The organism is Pararhizobium sp. IMCC3301 (assembly GCF_030758315.1).
GTDB lineage: Bacteria > Pseudomonadota > Alphaproteobacteria > Rhizobiales.
Map to the genome: position 1 here is coordinate 2,948,383 of NZ_CP132336.1, position 15,224 is coordinate 2,963,606.

Sequence of the window (15,224 nt, forward strand, 5' to 3'; positions counted from 1 at the left end):
AGCGCCTCATGCTTTTATCGGGGGCAGGGCCGCCAGCCAGCGATCCGGCAGAATGCTGCCGATCACGATCCCGCGAATTCGCTGCCAGCCCATGCCAAATATGATGATCAGCGCGCCGATCACCAGCAAAACCAGGGCAAAGGCCGGAATACCGGTATTGTCGGAGGCATTTTCAACAATCCGGTAAATACCAAGCGCGCCAAAATAGGTCAGTGTCGGGATCAGCAGGGCGCGGCGGTCAATCGCCAGCGAAATCAGGACAATGACGATCATCAGGCTGACAAGACCGGCCGTTGCCAGAGCGCCCGGCTCAATCGCGCCAAAGCCGACATCCTGACCGCTGGACAGAATAAACAGCGGATGAACAATCATCGGCGCGGAAATCAGATGCAGCCAGAAGGCGGCGTCGGACAGGGTGGAGAGGCGGTTTCTGTCTTTGAAATCAAAATAGATGCCGGTGGCAAATATCACCAGCCCGCAAATCAGCGGCAGCACCAGCAGGCGCTGGATCAGAAGCACGACATCGGCCACATTTGAAAGCTGCACCTGGCCTCGCGCCACTTCATCCATAAACAATTCGCTGGCCGCCACTGTCACCAGACCGGTAGCAGCCAGGGCGATGATAGCGGCCTGCACCGGCACACGAAAGCGCCAGAAATAGATCCCGGAAACAACCAGAATGACGGAAAAACTGATCAATCCGGCGATTTGCCCCTGATCCAGCAGCACCAGAGCGGCCAGGGCGTTGTCCGGCTCAGCGAAATCAAACCGGCGTGTCAGCCAGATTTGCAGCAGGCTGCTGATACAAAACAGAAATCCCAGAGCCAGCACCGTGCTCGGCAGCTTCATCCGCTTGATCCGGCTGATATATTCCGCCAGCAGCCATATGAGGCCCGCCATAATTGCAAACTGCAGCTGCATCGAGCGGCCAAAAACCGAATCCAGAGAGAAGGCGGCCCCGGCCAGCAGCAGAATGATCCCGATGGTCACGAAAATATCGTTAAACCCGCCGATCAGCCGAAAGGTTTCGCGGTCATCTGTGGCCCGGCTGGTATCCGCCACGGTTTTAAGCAGCGCACGATTGCTGAACGCAACCAGACCAGCAGCCTGATCGGGGCTGATGATACCGGCGTCCACCGCCGCACGAAGGTCAATCTGGTGAGTCATTATGGTCCGGATTAGTCGCTGTCGAGGCTTTCCACGATCACCTGGTCGTTGGTATAGACACAGATTTCGGCGGCGATCGCCATGGATTTGCGGGCAATATCTTCCGCCGACATATCCAGATCAATCAGTGCCTTGGCGGCGGACAGGGCGTAATTGCCGCCCGAGCCGATGCCCATAACGCCGCCGGGCGGTTCCAGCACATCGCCTGTGCCTGTCAGCACCAGCGAAACAGTTTTGTCGGCAACCAGCATCATCGCTTCCAGACGCCGCAAATAGCGGTCTGTGCGCCAGTCCTTAGCCAGATCCACACAGGCCCGTGTCAGTTGATCGGGATATTGCTCCAGCTTGGCTTCCAGGCGCTCAAACAGGGTGAATGCATCGGCTGTTGCCCCGGCAAAGCCGGCAATCACCTGGCCGCGGCCAAGTGGGCGCACTTTCTTGGCATTATGCTTGATAATTGTCTGCCCGAGACTGACCTGACCATCCCCGGCAATCACGACCTTGCCGCCCTTGCGAACGGTCAAAATGGTCGTGCCATGCCAGACCGGCGTTGCGTGCGTGTCGGTCATAAGAAATTCGCTCCAGATGTGAAAGCCCTATGTAGGCATTTCGTTACAGGCTGCAATACTCGGTACCTGCTGCTGCCGGCCAGTCCTAATCGGGGCGCATGGCGTGGCTTATTTTGCCGTAATGGGCAGCGATCCGCGCTTCTGCCTGCGCCAGCGGTTCAATTTCTGTTGCCATGTGGTGCCCGTTGCAGTGAATGATGCGGCTCTCATCCAGCATGATCGCGACATGTCCGGGCCAGAAAATCAGATCGCCGCGCTGCAGGCCTGCGAAATCCGGCGTGAGATCAAGCTTCCGCCCCATCCTGCCCTGCATGTCAGAATCCCGTGGTGCTGTCTTGCCGGCGCTCTGCCGCGAGATCTGCACAAGTGCCGAACAGTCCAGGCCGAGACTGGAACGCCCGCCCCACAGATAGGGCACATGGAGAAACAGCTCAGCCTGCGCTACCCAGTCACCGGCCGGATTGTCCAGCCTGTCCGCATGTCTTGCAATCACAGCGCCGCGACGCCCGTCGGGCATTTGCACCAGCTTGTAGGCGGTTCCGCGCGTCTCGGCCGTTCCGGTGACGCTGAGGTGCGCGCCCATCGACAGATCCAGCAAGGGCGGATCGCGCAATTCCGCTTTCGGGTAGACAAAGGTTCGCTGCACTGTGATCTGAGTGTCGCAAACCACAGCCTGATCTTGTGGCAGCAGCGCCTCTGCCGGCATGTAACCGACATAATCGTCGCTGGCCAATTGCCCCCAGCACCAGCCTGCGCTGGTTTCAAACACGTTGAAGACTTCGCCCATCAACGCCTCGGTTTCCATGGTTGATCCGCGATCAGGGCTGCGGTGAATTGGCGCCGTTGCGGTGACGATGACGCAGTTTTTGCCGGCAACATATTGTGCGGCACTGACGCGGTCCCTGAGCCGTTCATCGGCCAGATCATCCCGGTATGCATGTAATCTGCGGTCAAGGCTGGAAATGGAATTCATCTGGGAACCTCCAGGGCCTGCCGGGCAATGACATCGCCCACACGTTCCAGAAACAACGAACCGGCCACCGTGCGCTGGATAACCACATTGCGCCGGTCATCGGGATCTCTGCGTCTTGATACCAGACCCCAGCCGCCCATTGTATCAAGCGCGCGTGTAATCACAGGCTTCGTAACGCTCAGCTTTTTCGCCAGGCCACGGACCGTATGCGGCGGCGACTCAAGATAGATCGACAGCAAAACTGTCCACTGGCGTTGGGACAAGTCAGGCTCGTCATCCAGCACCATTGCCAGATTGGCCTTATGCCACAGATAGAGCGCTTGGGCAGGACGTAAATTGACCGACATGGATACGCATACATTCCACAAACAAGACTTCGTTTCGGAACCGTATCTTTTTTAGGCTTTTGCGTAAAGCGCTTTCAGATGGTGATAAAGCGCCCGCATGCCCTGGGTTTCGCCGCCAATTGGTTTGCCGGGTTTTGCCGCAAGGTTATAGGCCATCAGATCAATGTGAGCCCAGCGCGTTTGCGCTGACACAAAGCTGGATAGAAACAGCGCAGCGGTGATTGCACCGCCATATCCCCCCGGAGAAATGTGATTGATGTCGGCAATCTTGCTGTCGAGCAAATTCCGGTAGGGTTGCCACAACGGCATGTGCCACAGCGGATCGGCTTCCCGCAAAGCTGTTGCCTGCAGCCCGGCAGCAAATTCATCATTGTTTGAAAACAGGCCCGGAATATCGGTGCCAAGGGCAACTCTGGCGGCGCCGGTCAGCGTTGCCATATCAATGATCAGGTCAGGATGGTCCTCATCGGCCAGCGTCAGGGCGTCGGCAAGGATCAAGCGGCCTTCCGCGTCCGTATTGCCGATTTCAACCGTGCGTCCGGACCGGCTGGTCAGAATATCGCCCGGCCGGAAAGCCGAGCCGGAAATGGCGTTTTCAACTGCCGGAATGATCACCCGCAACCGCACCGGCAATGCGTTTGCCATAATCGCCGATGCCAGCGCCAGAACGTTGGCCGCACCGCCCATATCCTTCTTCATCAGGATCATGCCGGATGCGGATTTGATATCAAGCCCACCGGTATCAAATGCCACACCCTTGCCCACCAGGGTGACTTTGGGGTCGCTGTCTGCGCCCCAGGAAACATCAATCAGGCGCGGCGCCTGATCACTGGCCCGGCCCACGGCATGCACCAGGGGAAAATTCGCCGTCAGCAATTCCGCGCCGGTAATAATGTGGCACGGCACGTCATAGGCAGCCGCCAGAGCCTGTGCGGCTTCAGCAATCTGCTGCGGTCCCATATCATTGGCGGGTGTTGTGATGAGATCGCGTCCAAAAGCCGTGGCGCGAGCCACAGCAACCAATTCGTCCCGCTCTTCAACGCCATCATCAAGCCGCAGCTTTGGCCGTGCGGCAGGTGTCTTTTTGTAGCGTTCAAAGCGGTATGTTCCCAGAGCCCAGGCCAGGGCGTCATGGTGCCGGTCACGCGACTCGTCCTCGCCATAGGCTAATTTGTAATCGCCGCCGGGAAGCTGCTGCGGCAAGGCTCCGACAACCAGAGGGTCCTGCTCCGCAACAGTCGGCGCCCCAAGACCGAGCACGACACAGGCGAGCAGGCCCTCATCATCGGGAACCAGAAGAACATTTCCGCCTGAAGCCGTGAAATTCGATGCCTTGATCCAGTTCTTGGCACGCAGGCTGGTCAGTTCATAAGTATCATCTTCAAATGTGATATTGTCTGCCGACAGCAGATAGATCGGCACACACTGGTTCGCAGCTGCAGTATCGGTAAAACCGGGATCAAAACTCTGAAACGCGAAAGTGTCACTCATCAACTGGTCCATTTGACTGATATTTCGTTGGCTCTAACATCTGGCCCCCAATTCGCAAAGTGCGAAAGTTCCAGCCATCCGGACCCGGCGTTCCGGAGAAATGGTTTATCAACACTTTACCACTAGGTTTTACCTGATCTCGTACCAACATTCCTGGTGAAATATGGCGTCTGGCGCCTCGTTCGAAGATTCATCCATTGCTGCTGGCGTGCTTATGGGTGCCGAAGGCAATGGCACAATGTCGGCCAGATTCCATCAATCGATCCCGGCAATAAGGCTGTTCTTCCGGGTTTGGATTGTCGTCTCCGTTGCCAGTTTTCTGGCGTTGAACGTTTGGGACCGCGCCGACCGGGAGCGCCGCACAAACGCTTCGATTGAAAACTCGATCGAGCGCATACTGCTGGCCTGGCAGGCCGGTGTTGACGGACATGATTTTCTTGACGCATCGCAGACTGCCGATCTCGGCAAATTATTCATTCTGCAAGACGTTATTCTGGGAGGCATCGTTCTCAGTCCCACTGGTAACACGCTCGCAAGTTTCGGCCAATTGCCCAACCTGACCTGGCAGAATGTCTATATTGATGGAAACTCCTCTCGCTATTCCGCAAAGGAAAAGATTGTCGATGTATCATTATCGACAATCGACACCGGCGCCACCTATGACGTGATCCTGCGTATTCCCGGGCCGGGGCATGTGTTTTCAAAACTGGCGGCGGACCGCACATTTCCAGAGCGAATTGTCCGCTATGCGGTAACTGCTTCGGTTATAGCAATACTCGCCTCCGGCCTCGTGCTTGCCTTCATTCTCGGACCGCACTGGCGCATTCAGCGCGCCGCAACACGAGCGGCGACTGCGCGGACGAATGTCGATTCCTGCCGTTTGAAATGGCAGCGTAAAGATACAATAGGCGATACCGGAAAAGCGCTTGATGCCCTGATCGCTCACATGCATTATCTCCGCGAAAGCGAGCTTGCGCCACTCCGTCACGCCTTCCAGAAATCCGGTCTGCCGATTTTGAAATTCAATGCCAATGGACGCTTCAGCGAGGGCAATGACGCGGCAGCACTGTTTTTCGAGAAGGAGAATTCTTCGCAACTGAAAGACCTCGATTTTCTGTTCACCACAATTGCCGAGCATCATCAGGGCAGCCCGCTGGAACTGGCTCAACTGAGCGGGAATGGGGCCTATCAGGGGCAGGCGATGGTGCATACGGCCAAGGGCAACAGCAAGATCTGCTTTATCGATGTCACCACTATGGCACCTTCTGAGGCCAGAAAAAGCGCAGCGATTCAGGTCATACTCGCAGATGCCACCACATTCTTCACCCGGATGGTCTCAAAAGAGCAGGAAGCGCGCGCGCTCAGGGTCATTAATCGCAAGGCCAAGCGGCACGAAATCCTGCTACAGAGGCAACTTGACGCCTTTTACACCATCTGTAAGCCCACTTCTGATCCTGCTGATATCGCAGATGAAACATCGGTTTTCATCAGCGTGGAACGCCTTATTCTCGAGTGGTATGAAGAAAATGTCGATATGGGCGAGGCTCCTTCGGATCTTGAGCATACGGCCTTGGAGGCTGTCAGCGGCAATCCGGAGAAAGTGCGCAATGCGCTCAGACAGGCCTATAATACGGTGTTTTCAAAAAGCGGCGAACTGGCGCCGCAAATCCGCATCAATTCCAAGCTGGTGCGCGGAGGAATGGCTGAATTCTGCATCGAACAGGTGCCGGTGCCGGATGCCCGAAGTGCCGAGAGCCAGAGTGAGATGATGAGCTGGACGCATAATCTCGGCGCCTTGAAAAAGGCGCTCAAGGAAGCTGGCGGGCAGCTTGTTTATTTCGATACCGCCGCCCTGCCGGTCAGGATCGTCCTGCAATTGCCCGCCTTCAGAACCGCCGGCAACGGTGCCCGGCCGGTTCCAGCTGAAGAAATCGATGCTGTTCTGCGCAAGACCGGATAAGGTTTCCAAAAGGTCCGGTTTGGCTCAGTTGCGTCCCCTGTTAAGGCCAAGCAGGGACTTCGTTTTCCGTACCCCAGCCAAGCACGTTGAGGATCGGCAGATAGTCATAATGGCTGACCGCAACAAAGCCGCCGCCATAAATGACATCCACTGAATCCAGAATTTCGGCCGCGGTATAAGTGGTCTCGATAGTCGTCTGTTCAGTGTTGGAACTGCCAATGCTTTGCACACGCAAGACTGGCGTGACATTGTTCCTGTCCAGATCCGTCAGGGCTGTTCGCAACGTATTGATGATGTCTTCGGGAAGATCGTTCAGGACTGCATGCGGCCCATGAGGCAACAGTGCGGAGCGCCAGATTGTGCGGGTAGCACCCGGCTCAAGTACACCGCTTTGCTCCGCAGCTTCAACCGTTCCACGGACCGGACCTTCCGCCCCTTCCCAGCCGAAAACGCCATCTGCAGTACCCGAATTAAGAGCCTTCAGACTGGCTGACGCATCGCGGGTCACATCAGCATCGGCAAACACAAACCGTTCACCTCCGCTCAGCAGTGACATCGCTCTGGCTGGTACCAGATGGCCGGCAAGTGTCGCAGGGGATGTGTACAGCACGCGTTTATTATCAAGATCTTCAAGCGATTGAAAAGATGTGGTGCTGTCGACCAGCAACACCGACTTGATGCCATATCCTCCGCTCATCGATTTGGGTGCGGCAAGCGGTTCCACACAGCGGCAACTGGCCCAGGCTCGCGCATATGCGGACGCGGAATAAATCGCATAATGGATCCGGCCGCTGGCCTGCACTTCCATGAGGTTTTGAAAGCTGTGGGTTCCTTCAATCGTAACGCGGCGCTGCAGCCGGTCCTGCAGGTAAAGGCGGAAGGGTTCCATCCGCCGTAAAGTGTAATTCGGATTGTCTCCGACGACGACCCCGATCCGCAAGGTGGATATTGGCCGTGTTTGCTGTGCCCATCCGCTGGCCGACATTGCAATCACAAACAGGCACGCGAGAGCAATACGCTGAACACCGATACGCTGAACAAGAGCAGGCAGATTCATTATCGGTTCCTCGAATGACCGGACTCAATTCGGATATTGCGCCCGCAAATGAATCCATGAAACGATCCAGGGTGCAACAAATGGACTGATGTTGAAGCGTTTGCAAACATATCCTGGCCAAAACAAGGCTCAATCTGTGGAATGTGTCACACAAAATCCGAATCGGTTCACAGCCATGCGACCTTCAGGATCAGTACTGGCGCTGTTCCTCGATCAGAGGCAGATTACCGATTTCGCCGGTGTGCTGCACAGATGGTCCAAAGGCGATGGTCGCACCTTGCCGCACATAAACGGCCATATCTTCCAGATCCAGATTGTGGTTGATGACGGTGCCTCCGGTGATAGCTTCATTGGTCACCAGATGACACCAGTTGCCGACCGGCAGATAGGTTCGGCCGATGCCTTGCGGACGCACGATCGGTGAAACCAGAATGTCCGGCCCGAACATGAATTGCAGATCAAAACTCCATGAGGCGGGATCGTGGGGACATGCGACCGCCATCGGGCGCTGCACCGGCAGGCCCGTTTCGCAGGCGGTTTCCAGCGCTTTCCATAGATAGGGCAGCAATCTGTAGCGCAGCTTCAAAGCCGTCATCACAGCATTTGCCGGGCGCTCGCCATACGACCAGGGAGCCCGGTCGCCTATGCCGTGAAACCGCATATGGGATGAGAACACAGCCGCCTGGGTCCAGCGCACAAACAGTTCCGCATCCCGTGTATCGCCATAGAATCCGCCAATATCGGTGGCGTAGCAGGCAGCTCCCGAATTGGCCCAGGACAGGCCGCCGCGCAGCGAGGCTGCGAGGCCCTCCCAATCTGCCTGCGGATCGCCGCCCCACTGCGCCGGATAGCGCTGCGAACCGGCCCAGCCGGCACGGGCAAGCAGGCAGGCACCGTTTTTGGCATACATCTCTGATGCTTCAAAAACGCAGCGATTATACAGCAGCGGATAGACATTATGCAGCCGTTTGCCGGTATCGCCATTATAAGCCTGGCAGTCCGGCTCGACCTGTTCGCCAAAATCGCTCTTGATCATGTCGACGCCAAGGTCAAACAGGGCCTTGTGTTCATCGCGCCACCAAGCATAGGCCGCCGGGTTGGTAAAATCGATCAGGCTTGAATCCGGTAGCGGCGTCAGGACCTTGCCGAACGGCTCCATGTCCCATTCATAGCGGTAGGGCAGGCCGCTTCGCCGGTCGGTTAGAAAATAGCCCTTGTCGCTCAACTCGTCATAGATCGGACTGTTGACGGAGACGAGTGGGTATTCCCAGCAGCAGACATGAAACCCCATCGCCTTGACCTGATCGATAATGCTTTTCGGGTCCTCAAAGCGTTTCGGATCGAAATCGAAATGGAACCGTGTATCGGTATCCTGCCAGGCGCGGCCATCAAACGTGATGGTATCGCAGGGCATCCCGTAACTGCGCACCGTGCGGGCAGCCTCCAGAAACTCAGCTGGCGTTTGATAATAGGCTTTCGACAGGATCGCACCAAGGCTCCACAATGGCGGCATCACAGGCCGGCCGGTGAGACGCGTATAGCGCTCCAATATCTGTTCGGGCGTTTTGCCGGCAATGAGAAACAAATCAATCGCCTCATCTTCTACCAGCAGTCCGTAAGCGCGGTGTGACCATTGCGAAAACCCGATCGCATGCAATACTGGTGCGGGGGTGTGGACAAAGATGCCCCAGCCCGCCGGTGACCAGGCAAACGGGCAGTTTTTGTAAGAGCGTTCGGAATTGACACCCAGCGCATCGTGGGTGAACGAATGGACAAGCTGACCGCGCTTGTCGAGCGGGCCCCACTTCTCGCCAAGCCCGTAAACCGGGTCCTGGCTGGTCAGATCCAGATTGACCAGCCATCCCTTATCGACCCGTGCAAAGGGCGGCAGGCGGAATTCGCGTACAAAATGCCCGTCGCGGGCCGATTCCAGCACCGGACGGTCCCATCTGCGAAAGTCAATCGCCATCGGCTGGTGTCGTACGGTCAGCGTGAAAAATCCCCAACTGATCGTGGTTTTCCCCTCGCCACCGGAGATTTCCGCCGCGACCGGTTCCGGTTCGCCATCCAGTATGCCGTAAACCGGCCTGTTATGCGGTCCAAGATTAAGCCGCACGCCATTTTCAAGCGTTGTCACGCGAAACGGGCCGTCGGTGGTTTCAAACACCAGCTGTCCTGGCGCGACAACACTGGCAGTACCGAGAATTTCCGTCTGGCGGCAGGCGCTCCAGTTCGGATTCAGGATGTCGAATGGCGCTGCATTGTCGATGTTGGCGGTCTTTCCAAGGGCACTCATCTCAATCTCTCTCACGCCATGATAACGGGAAGGCCAAGCACACTGGCTGCGGCCGTCAAAGCTTCCGCATGGTTGCCGTAAGCCAGCGTCGTATGGTGTTCCAATCCGGCATCCATCACGGTTTTCAAAGTGGACTTGATCCCCGCATCAAAGCTGAGAACGCCGGCGGTTCCGGAAAACGCCAGCGGGGCCTGCTGCATTTCGCCGGTCGCCAGAAACAGGCTTTGCGCGCCACGCGCCTGGCTGATGCGGGCCAGCGTCACCCGTCCCGGTTTGAGCGGAAATTCAAACAGAAGTGGCATTTTTCGGTTGGAATGAATGGCGGCTTTCGGCTGGAATTCAGGCTCGCACATGGAAACCGGTGCCTGTCCGCAATGCCACACCACTCCGGTTTCGCTGGCTTCATCCAGATCGACCAGATCGACGAGAAAGGGCGGCATGCCGGTCAGTTCCTGAACCAGCAGATTGGTCAGAGCGCCATAGACATCCGCTTCGCAGGCGCATGGGATTCTGGCTTCACCCATCATACCCACCGGGCCGCAAACGGCTGCGCCATATTCGGTAAAGGTTTCCGGCCAGCACCGGATGGCAAAAGCGCTGTAATCCTTGCCTTGCTGCAGCGCCTGCAAGGCTCCGTGCAAGGCCAGCGAGCGCTCCAGTTGCGGCTGGTCAAGTTCGCCAAGACCGCGCAAATCCGCAACTTTGCTTCGGCTGGCGGCGATGCTCTGCGCCGGAATATCCCGTGCAGTTTCAAACAGATCGTCAAGGGCGATTTCATCGACCGTAACGCCGGTCAGTTTTTCGATGGTTTTGGAGTTGTAACGGCAGGTTGCAAAGCCGTCCGGATGGTCTCCGATGCGGCCAATACGTTTGCCTTTCAGCCGCTCGATCACCGGAGCAACCGCGCTGGTATCCGCGTTTGCATCTTCGCCAAAGCGCGGAGTCGCTTCTCTGTCGCCGGATAGAAAATCGTCCAGCAGCGTCACCACATCGGTGTCTTGCGGGGCGCTATAGGCATAGGAAAACGCTGTGTCGTTCAACCCCAGCGCATGCGCGGCCAGGTTGAGGCCGCAAAATGCATTCAGCCGCAGCCGGCCACCAAGACGGGGTTCGGGAAAAGCCCACAGGGCCAGCGGAGCAGCCAGCTGATCGGCAATTCTGATCGTCATACTGGCATCGGTAAAGGTAACCTGAAGGATCAGCACAAGGTCGAGATGCTGCGTCTTCAAGGCTTCCAGCGCTGCCAGTGTCGCATCAGCATCAAGCAGCAGTGTCTCGCCGCCAATGATGTCATGGCCGCTTTTCAGCAGCGCCTGCCTGGCTTGTCCCAGCAGCTCTTCAGCAAACGCTACATCGAAGGTCGGCCGGCCAAGTGCCAGTACACCAATGCTGGACATATCATCTCCTCTTAAAACCCGGCGTAAGTGTTTCGGAAATGCGCATCCGCGTCTTCAACAACAACATCGGGACTGCTTGTTCCGTTGTAGCGCTGGTGATTGAACCAGGGAAGTGCGTTCGCGTCTGTCAATGCGTTGATCGAGCGCATATAGGGCACTGCATCAGCTTGCAGACCGGCACGTATTGCATCCCAGTCGGGAAATGCCCCAAAGGCATCCAGCCAGATCGCCCGCCCGGCGAGATAGCCCGAAGCTCCGGCCTTATAGGCATACTCAAGAATACTGCTGAATGCGGCCTTGTCAGCGCCCGCCGACAGCATCACCCAGGGCCGTGCCGACAAGCGCCCCATTTCATCAAAAAGGGCCTGGATCGCATCCGATCCCATCGACCCGTTTCCGGCGGCGACAGCGGCGCTGACAGGGCTTTCAAGCTTGAAGACATCAATGCCGTAATCGGGATGGGCAAATTCCGCGACACTGCCCAGCACATGGGCTGAATCCTTGCCCTGCATCTCGACATAATCCTTGGTCTGATGCGCGTCATGGGCCAGCGGATAGACCAGCAGTTCAAACAGGAACGGAATGTCATATCTGGCACAGGCGTCACCAATGCGTTTGGTGAAATCCTTTTGCGCCTGACAGGCCGCCGCAGATGCATCCGGGCGATACCAGGCAAGCACTTTGACCGCATCGCCGCCAACGCGTTTGATTTTCTCGACGCTCCAATCGTCTATTTCCGACGATATGCGGCCGTTTTCGGTTTCTTCAAACAGCGAATCCTCCAGGGTCACGATCAGCCCCCTGGCCGGATCGGCCATCCGCAGCCCCTTGGGCAGGGCATAATGCGGATCCAGCAGCATTGCCGTGGCACTGGATTGCAGCTCCTCCAGCAGCATCAGCTTGAACCGCGTCACATCCTCATATGGCGCCTCTGCAGTGCCGCGAATTTTGGCAATCGGATTCTTGATCGGCGGGCGCTGATCGACCGCAAGCATTTTGAACCGGCCGGCGCCGTCAGCCATCCTGCGCAGGCTCCATAATTTTCCGGGAGAAAGTGAATTTGTCATAAGGAGATCGGCTCCATCTGGAGTGTTTGATTTTCAAGAAAACGATTTAGCTCTGCACGGCGAGGCGTGCCTGTGCGGCCGCCAAACCGGGTGCATTTCAAAGCGGCCGCGCCGGAAGCAAAAACCAGCGCCTGCTCATCACTCTGGCCCTCCGCCAGCGCCAGCGCGAAAGCGCCATGCCAGACATCTCCGGCACCCAGTGTGTCTACCACATCTATCGCAAATCCGGGCAAATGACGCAGCACTCCATCGCGGGCGACATAGACACCGTTGGGTCCATCAGTGACGGCCGTCCAGCGCCCCTCGCGCCTTGCGCTGGCGCTGAGTAACCCCGTCAGCAGATTGTCCTCGCCGGCATAATCGTGCAGGCCCTGTGCGGAGAAAACCGGATGGCTCGACAGAATTACTGCTGCCCGTTCAGGACTGCCAAACGGCATCTCTCCATCCAGAACCGCAGGAATGCCCTTTTCCGCCGCCAGTTCAAACAGCCGCACCGCACCTTCCGCCCAGCGGCTGTCGGCAACAACAGCATCGGCTTCGCGAGTAAAATAATCCGCTACAAAGCCAGGGTCTGTGGGAATGGAATTGTCTCGATAGCCCATGATCATGCGCTCGCCCGTCTGGTCCACCATGATCGCCGACAGGGGGGATTTCAGACCATCAAAGCGTCTGACTCCGGCGCAATTGACGTGATCGGTTTCAAGATCGCGGATGATGATGTCCGCCGTAAAATCATTGCCGAGGCGGGAGATCAGATGGCTGTTACCGCCGAGCCGGGCCACAGCGACGGCTGCGGTGGCAGCACAGCCCCCGCCGGTGACGGCGAAATCCCTGGCGCGGTATTTGCGCGGTTCGCTGGGTATCTCGTCGACTGAAAAGACGAAATCCTGTACGGCGACGCCAAGTGTGATGACCGTGGCCATGCGCCACTCCCGAAGTTTGCTCCGACTTGTAAGTCCGGTATTTCAGGCTTCAATCTCAGGCCTGCGAGGTCGCCACAAGCTGTGCGCCTGACCAGAACTCTATTGAAGTCTTATGTCTTTTACAAGACTCTCTTTATCCGGGGAACGGCTTTCGCGTCGAAACGCCTGTCGCACCTGACGTGATCATCCGTGGGCATTGCGTTTCGCTTCCGGATTCCTATTGTGGGGAGAGCTATCGAAGGACAGACCGATGCTTAAACCCAACTTTGCACGTTACCGTGGCGCCACAACAGCCTCTGCCTTGCTTCTGTTGCTGGCCGCGATCTGGTCGCAAAGCGCGTCCGGCGAGGATTTTTTCGACGGACTGACAGCCATGAAAGCAAGCCGGTTTGAGGAAGCCCGGCAGATATTCCTGCCGCTGGCGCAGGGCGGAAATGCCGATGCGGAAGAACTGATCGGGGTCATGTATGCGATGGGGCTTGGCGTTAACCGCGACGATGAGCGCGCATTCGACTGGTATCTGCGCGCCTCGCTGAAGGGCCATCCCGGCGCGCAATCCGGCATTGGCTGGTATTACGAGGTTGGACGCGGCATTCCGGCACCGGATCTGGTGCGGGCCTATACCTGGTATGTTCTGTCGGCCATTGGCGGTGATCCTGACGCGGCCATTTCGATGAATGAGGTGGTCAAGAAAATGACACCTGAGCAGATTGCGAAAGCAGAGATCCTGATTTCAGACTATAAGGACCACCTGTATCCAGAAGATTGAAGGCAGCTACCTCATGGCGGGAGGCTGAAAACCAAAAGGCCGCTTTGACACAGGGTCAAAACGGCCTGATCTGGTTCGGACACCTGGGTCCGTATTAATGCCGGATAGCCTATTTGGTATCCATCATCGCGGCACCGTCAATTTTGGCTTCGGCCTCTGCTGCCGCGTCGACCAGGGCCTGATAGATGGTTTCGCCTTCGCGGATATTGGCCTTGAACCAGTCAAATACCGGTGCTGCCGCGTCGCGGAACATGGCCTTTTCTTCCGGCGTTGGCACATACAGATTGCCGCCACCGGCGACAAATTCCTCATAGGCCTCGATGGATTTGCGTTTTGGCGAGGCAAATGTGGCCTGTTGCAAGGCCGCAAACCCGTCAACAATGACGCGGCGCAGATTTTCATCAAAACTCATGAACCGGTCATTATTCATGTACCACAGGGCGCCCATGTAAGCATGGCCGTCAAGCGTTACATATTGCAGTCCGGCATCGGGGAATTTCATCCCCATAATGTCAGTAATACCGTTCTTGGAGCCTTCCACCACGCCGGTCTGGAACGAAGTGAACAGTTCCGGCCAGGGAATCGGTGTCGGGCTGGCACCCAGTGCTTTGACCAGTTCCTGCGGCAGATCAGCCACCACGGTACGGATTTTCAGGCCCTTCATGTCTGCAGGCGTCTTGATCGGACGCTTGGTATTGGCAAAGTTGCGCCAGCCACCGGTATTGCCGACCGTCATCAGGCGGATTGTACCGCCGGAATCTTCCAGCATCTGCGCCCGCAGGGTGCGGACAAAATCACCTTGCAGAACCTCCTCTGCAATGCGGTCATCGCGCAGCAGATAAGGCAGATCGAGCACCTGCACATAAGGGAAGATGCCGGCAGCACCGCCTGATGTGGAAATATAGATATCGATCGATCCGTCAGAAATACCCTGCAGACATTCCGCACCCTTCGAGCATAATTGCGTGCCGATGAACAGATCGACGGCAATCGCGCCGTTTGAAGCGTTTTCCACATAGTTCTTGAACACGACAAGGCCGTCATAATCCTCGTCATTTTCATTTGAATTGGCGGTCGCGCGCAGGGTGATTTTTTCAACATGCGAGGCCGCCTGCACGTCGGATATCATTCCGCCGCCCGTAAACGCTGCTCCAACGGCGAGCGCCGCGAAGGTTGACAGTAAGGATTTAAGTTTCATGAAGTCCTCC

13 protein-coding genes are annotated in these 15,224 nt (G+C 57.0%); 2 read left to right on the forward strand and 11 right to left on the reverse strand.

Annotation, left to right across the window (positions count from 1 at the left end; translation table 11 throughout):
• Positions 1 to 6: 6 nt before the first annotated feature.
• The 5 genes from RAL88_RS14285 to RAL88_RS14305 all read right to left on the reverse strand — a co-directional run bounded on the left by RAL88_RS14285 (position 7) and on the right by RAL88_RS14305 (position 4,547).
• The gene (locus RAL88_RS14285; RefSeq protein ID WP_306264419.1) at positions 7 to 1,167 is read right to left on the reverse strand and encodes a hypothetical protein; all 1,161 of its coding nucleotides are present in this window, start codon (positions 1,165 to 1,167) and stop codon (positions 7 to 9) included.
• A gap of 11 nt (positions 1,168 to 1,178) precedes the next feature.
• On the reverse strand, positions 1,179 to 1,736 hold the full coding sequence (gene hslV / locus RAL88_RS14290; RefSeq protein WP_306264421.1) for an ATP-dependent protease subunit HslV: 558 nt from the start codon (positions 1,734 to 1,736) through the stop codon (positions 1,179 to 1,181).
• An 85-nt stretch (positions 1,737 to 1,821) separates the two neighbouring features.
• Positions 1,822 to 2,709 (reverse strand): NlpC/P60 family protein, encoded by an 888-nt coding sequence (locus tag RAL88_RS14295; protein WP_306264423.1) that lies wholly within the window; start codon positions 2,707 to 2,709, stop codon positions 1,822 to 1,824.
• Entirely contained in the window at positions 2,706 to 3,056 is a 351-nt protein-coding gene (locus RAL88_RS14300; protein ID WP_306264425.1) for a MarR family transcriptional regulator, read from the reverse strand. The genes RAL88_RS14295 and RAL88_RS14300 overlap by 4 nt, the downstream gene beginning before the upstream one ends.
• 51 nt (positions 3,057 to 3,107) lie before the next feature.
• The gene (locus RAL88_RS14305; protein ID WP_306264426.1) at positions 3,108 to 4,547 is read right to left on the reverse strand and encodes a M17 family metallopeptidase; all 1,440 of its coding nucleotides are present in this window, start codon (positions 4,545 to 4,547) and stop codon (positions 3,108 to 3,110) included.
• 163 nt (positions 4,548 to 4,710) lie between these two features.
• Between RAL88_RS14305 and RAL88_RS14310 the strand changes: the two genes are divergently transcribed.
• Entirely contained in the window at positions 4,711 to 6,507 is a 1,797-nt protein-coding gene (locus tag RAL88_RS14310; protein ID WP_306264428.1) for a hypothetical protein, read from the forward strand.
• A gap of 40 nt (positions 6,508 to 6,547) precedes the next feature.
• Here the strand turns inward: RAL88_RS14310 and RAL88_RS14315 are convergent, their stop codons facing one another.
• The 5 genes from RAL88_RS14315 to RAL88_RS14335 form a co-directional block, all read right to left on the reverse strand.
• On the reverse strand, positions 6,548 to 7,564 hold the full coding sequence (locus tag RAL88_RS14315; RefSeq protein ID WP_306264430.1) for a PhnD/SsuA/transferrin family substrate-binding protein: 1,017 nt from the start codon (positions 7,562 to 7,564) through the stop codon (positions 6,548 to 6,550).
• A gap of 190 nt (positions 7,565 to 7,754) precedes the next feature.
• On the reverse strand, positions 7,755 to 9,860 hold the full coding sequence (locus RAL88_RS14320; protein WP_306264432.1) for a TIM-barrel domain-containing protein: 2,106 nt from the start codon (positions 9,858 to 9,860) through the stop codon (positions 7,755 to 7,757).
• Positions 9,861 to 9,871: 11 nt separating this feature from the next.
• Positions 9,872 to 11,257 carry an L-fucose/L-arabinose isomerase family protein gene (locus tag RAL88_RS14325; RefSeq protein WP_306264434.1) on the reverse strand — a complete coding sequence of 462 codons (1,386 nt, stop codon included), beginning with the start codon at positions 11,255 to 11,257 and terminating at the stop codon, positions 9,872 to 9,874.
• Between the two features lie 11 nt (positions 11,258 to 11,268).
• Positions 11,269 to 12,324 (reverse strand): tagatose 1,6-diphosphate aldolase, encoded by a 1,056-nt coding sequence (locus tag RAL88_RS14330; RefSeq protein WP_306264436.1) that lies wholly within the window; start codon positions 12,322 to 12,324, stop codon positions 11,269 to 11,271.
• Positions 12,321 to 13,247: a PfkB family carbohydrate kinase gene (locus RAL88_RS14335; protein ID WP_306264437.1), complete on the reverse strand. Its 927-nt coding sequence runs from the start codon at positions 13,245 to 13,247 to the stop codon at positions 12,321 to 12,323. Before RAL88_RS14335 ends, RAL88_RS14330 begins: the two co-directional genes overlap by 4 nt.
• A 250-nt stretch (positions 13,248 to 13,497) precedes the next feature.
• Between RAL88_RS14335 and RAL88_RS14340 the strand changes: the two genes are divergently transcribed.
• Positions 13,498 to 14,016 carry a tetratricopeptide repeat protein gene (locus RAL88_RS14340; RefSeq protein WP_306264439.1) on the forward strand — a complete coding sequence of 173 codons (519 nt, stop codon included), beginning with the start codon at positions 13,498 to 13,500 and terminating at the stop codon, positions 14,014 to 14,016.
• A gap of 109 nt (positions 14,017 to 14,125) precedes the next feature.
• Here the strand turns inward: RAL88_RS14340 and dctP are convergent, their stop codons facing one another.
• On the reverse strand, positions 14,126 to 15,214 hold the full coding sequence (gene dctP / locus RAL88_RS14345; RefSeq protein ID WP_306264440.1) for a TRAP transporter substrate-binding protein DctP: 1,089 nt from the start codon (positions 15,212 to 15,214) through the stop codon (positions 14,126 to 14,128).
• Between the last annotated feature and the right edge of the window lie 10 nt (positions 15,215 to 15,224).

Excerpts from the sequence above, each read along its gene's own strand:
- RAL88_RS14285 (WP_306264419.1), bottom strand. The coding sequence starts at position 1,167 with ATGACTCACCAGATTGACCTTCGTGCGGCGGTGGACGCCGGTATCATC.
- hslV (WP_306264421.1), bottom strand. The coding sequence starts at position 1,736 with ATGACCGACACGCACGCAACGCCGGTCTGGCATGGCACGACCATTTTG.
- RAL88_RS14295 (WP_306264423.1), bottom strand. The coding sequence starts at position 2,709 with ATGAATTCCATTTCCAGCCTTGACCGCAGATTACATGCATACCGGGAT.
- RAL88_RS14300 (WP_306264425.1), bottom strand. The coding sequence starts at position 3,056 with ATGTCGGTCAATTTACGTCCTGCCCAAGCGCTCTATCTGTGGCATAAG.
- RAL88_RS14305 (WP_306264426.1), bottom strand. The coding sequence starts at position 4,547 with ATGAGTGACACTTTCGCGTTTCAGAGTTTTGATCCCGGTTTTACCGAT.
- RAL88_RS14310 (WP_306264428.1), top strand. The coding sequence starts at position 4,711 with ATGGCGTCTGGCGCCTCGTTCGAAGATTCATCCATTGCTGCTGGCGTG.
- RAL88_RS14315 (WP_306264430.1), bottom strand. The coding sequence starts at position 7,564 with ATGAATCTGCCTGCTCTTGTTCAGCGTATCGGTGTTCAGCGTATTGCT.
- RAL88_RS14320 (WP_306264432.1), bottom strand. The coding sequence starts at position 9,860 with ATGAGTGCCCTTGGAAAGACCGCCAACATCGACAATGCAGCGCCATTC.
- RAL88_RS14325 (WP_306264434.1), bottom strand. The coding sequence starts at position 11,257 with ATGTCCAGCATTGGTGTACTGGCACTTGGCCGGCCGACCTTCGATGTA.
- RAL88_RS14330 (WP_306264436.1), bottom strand. The coding sequence starts at position 12,324 with ATGACAAATTCACTTTCTCCCGGAAAATTATGGAGCCTGCGCAGGATG.
- RAL88_RS14335 (WP_306264437.1), bottom strand. The coding sequence starts at position 13,247 with ATGGCCACGGTCATCACACTTGGCGTCGCCGTACAGGATTTCGTCTTT.
- RAL88_RS14340 (WP_306264439.1), top strand. The coding sequence starts at position 13,498 with ATGCTTAAACCCAACTTTGCACGTTACCGTGGCGCCACAACAGCCTCT.
- dctP (WP_306264440.1), bottom strand. The coding sequence starts at position 15,214 with ATGAAACTTAAATCCTTACTGTCAACCTTCGCGGCGCTCGCCGTTGGA.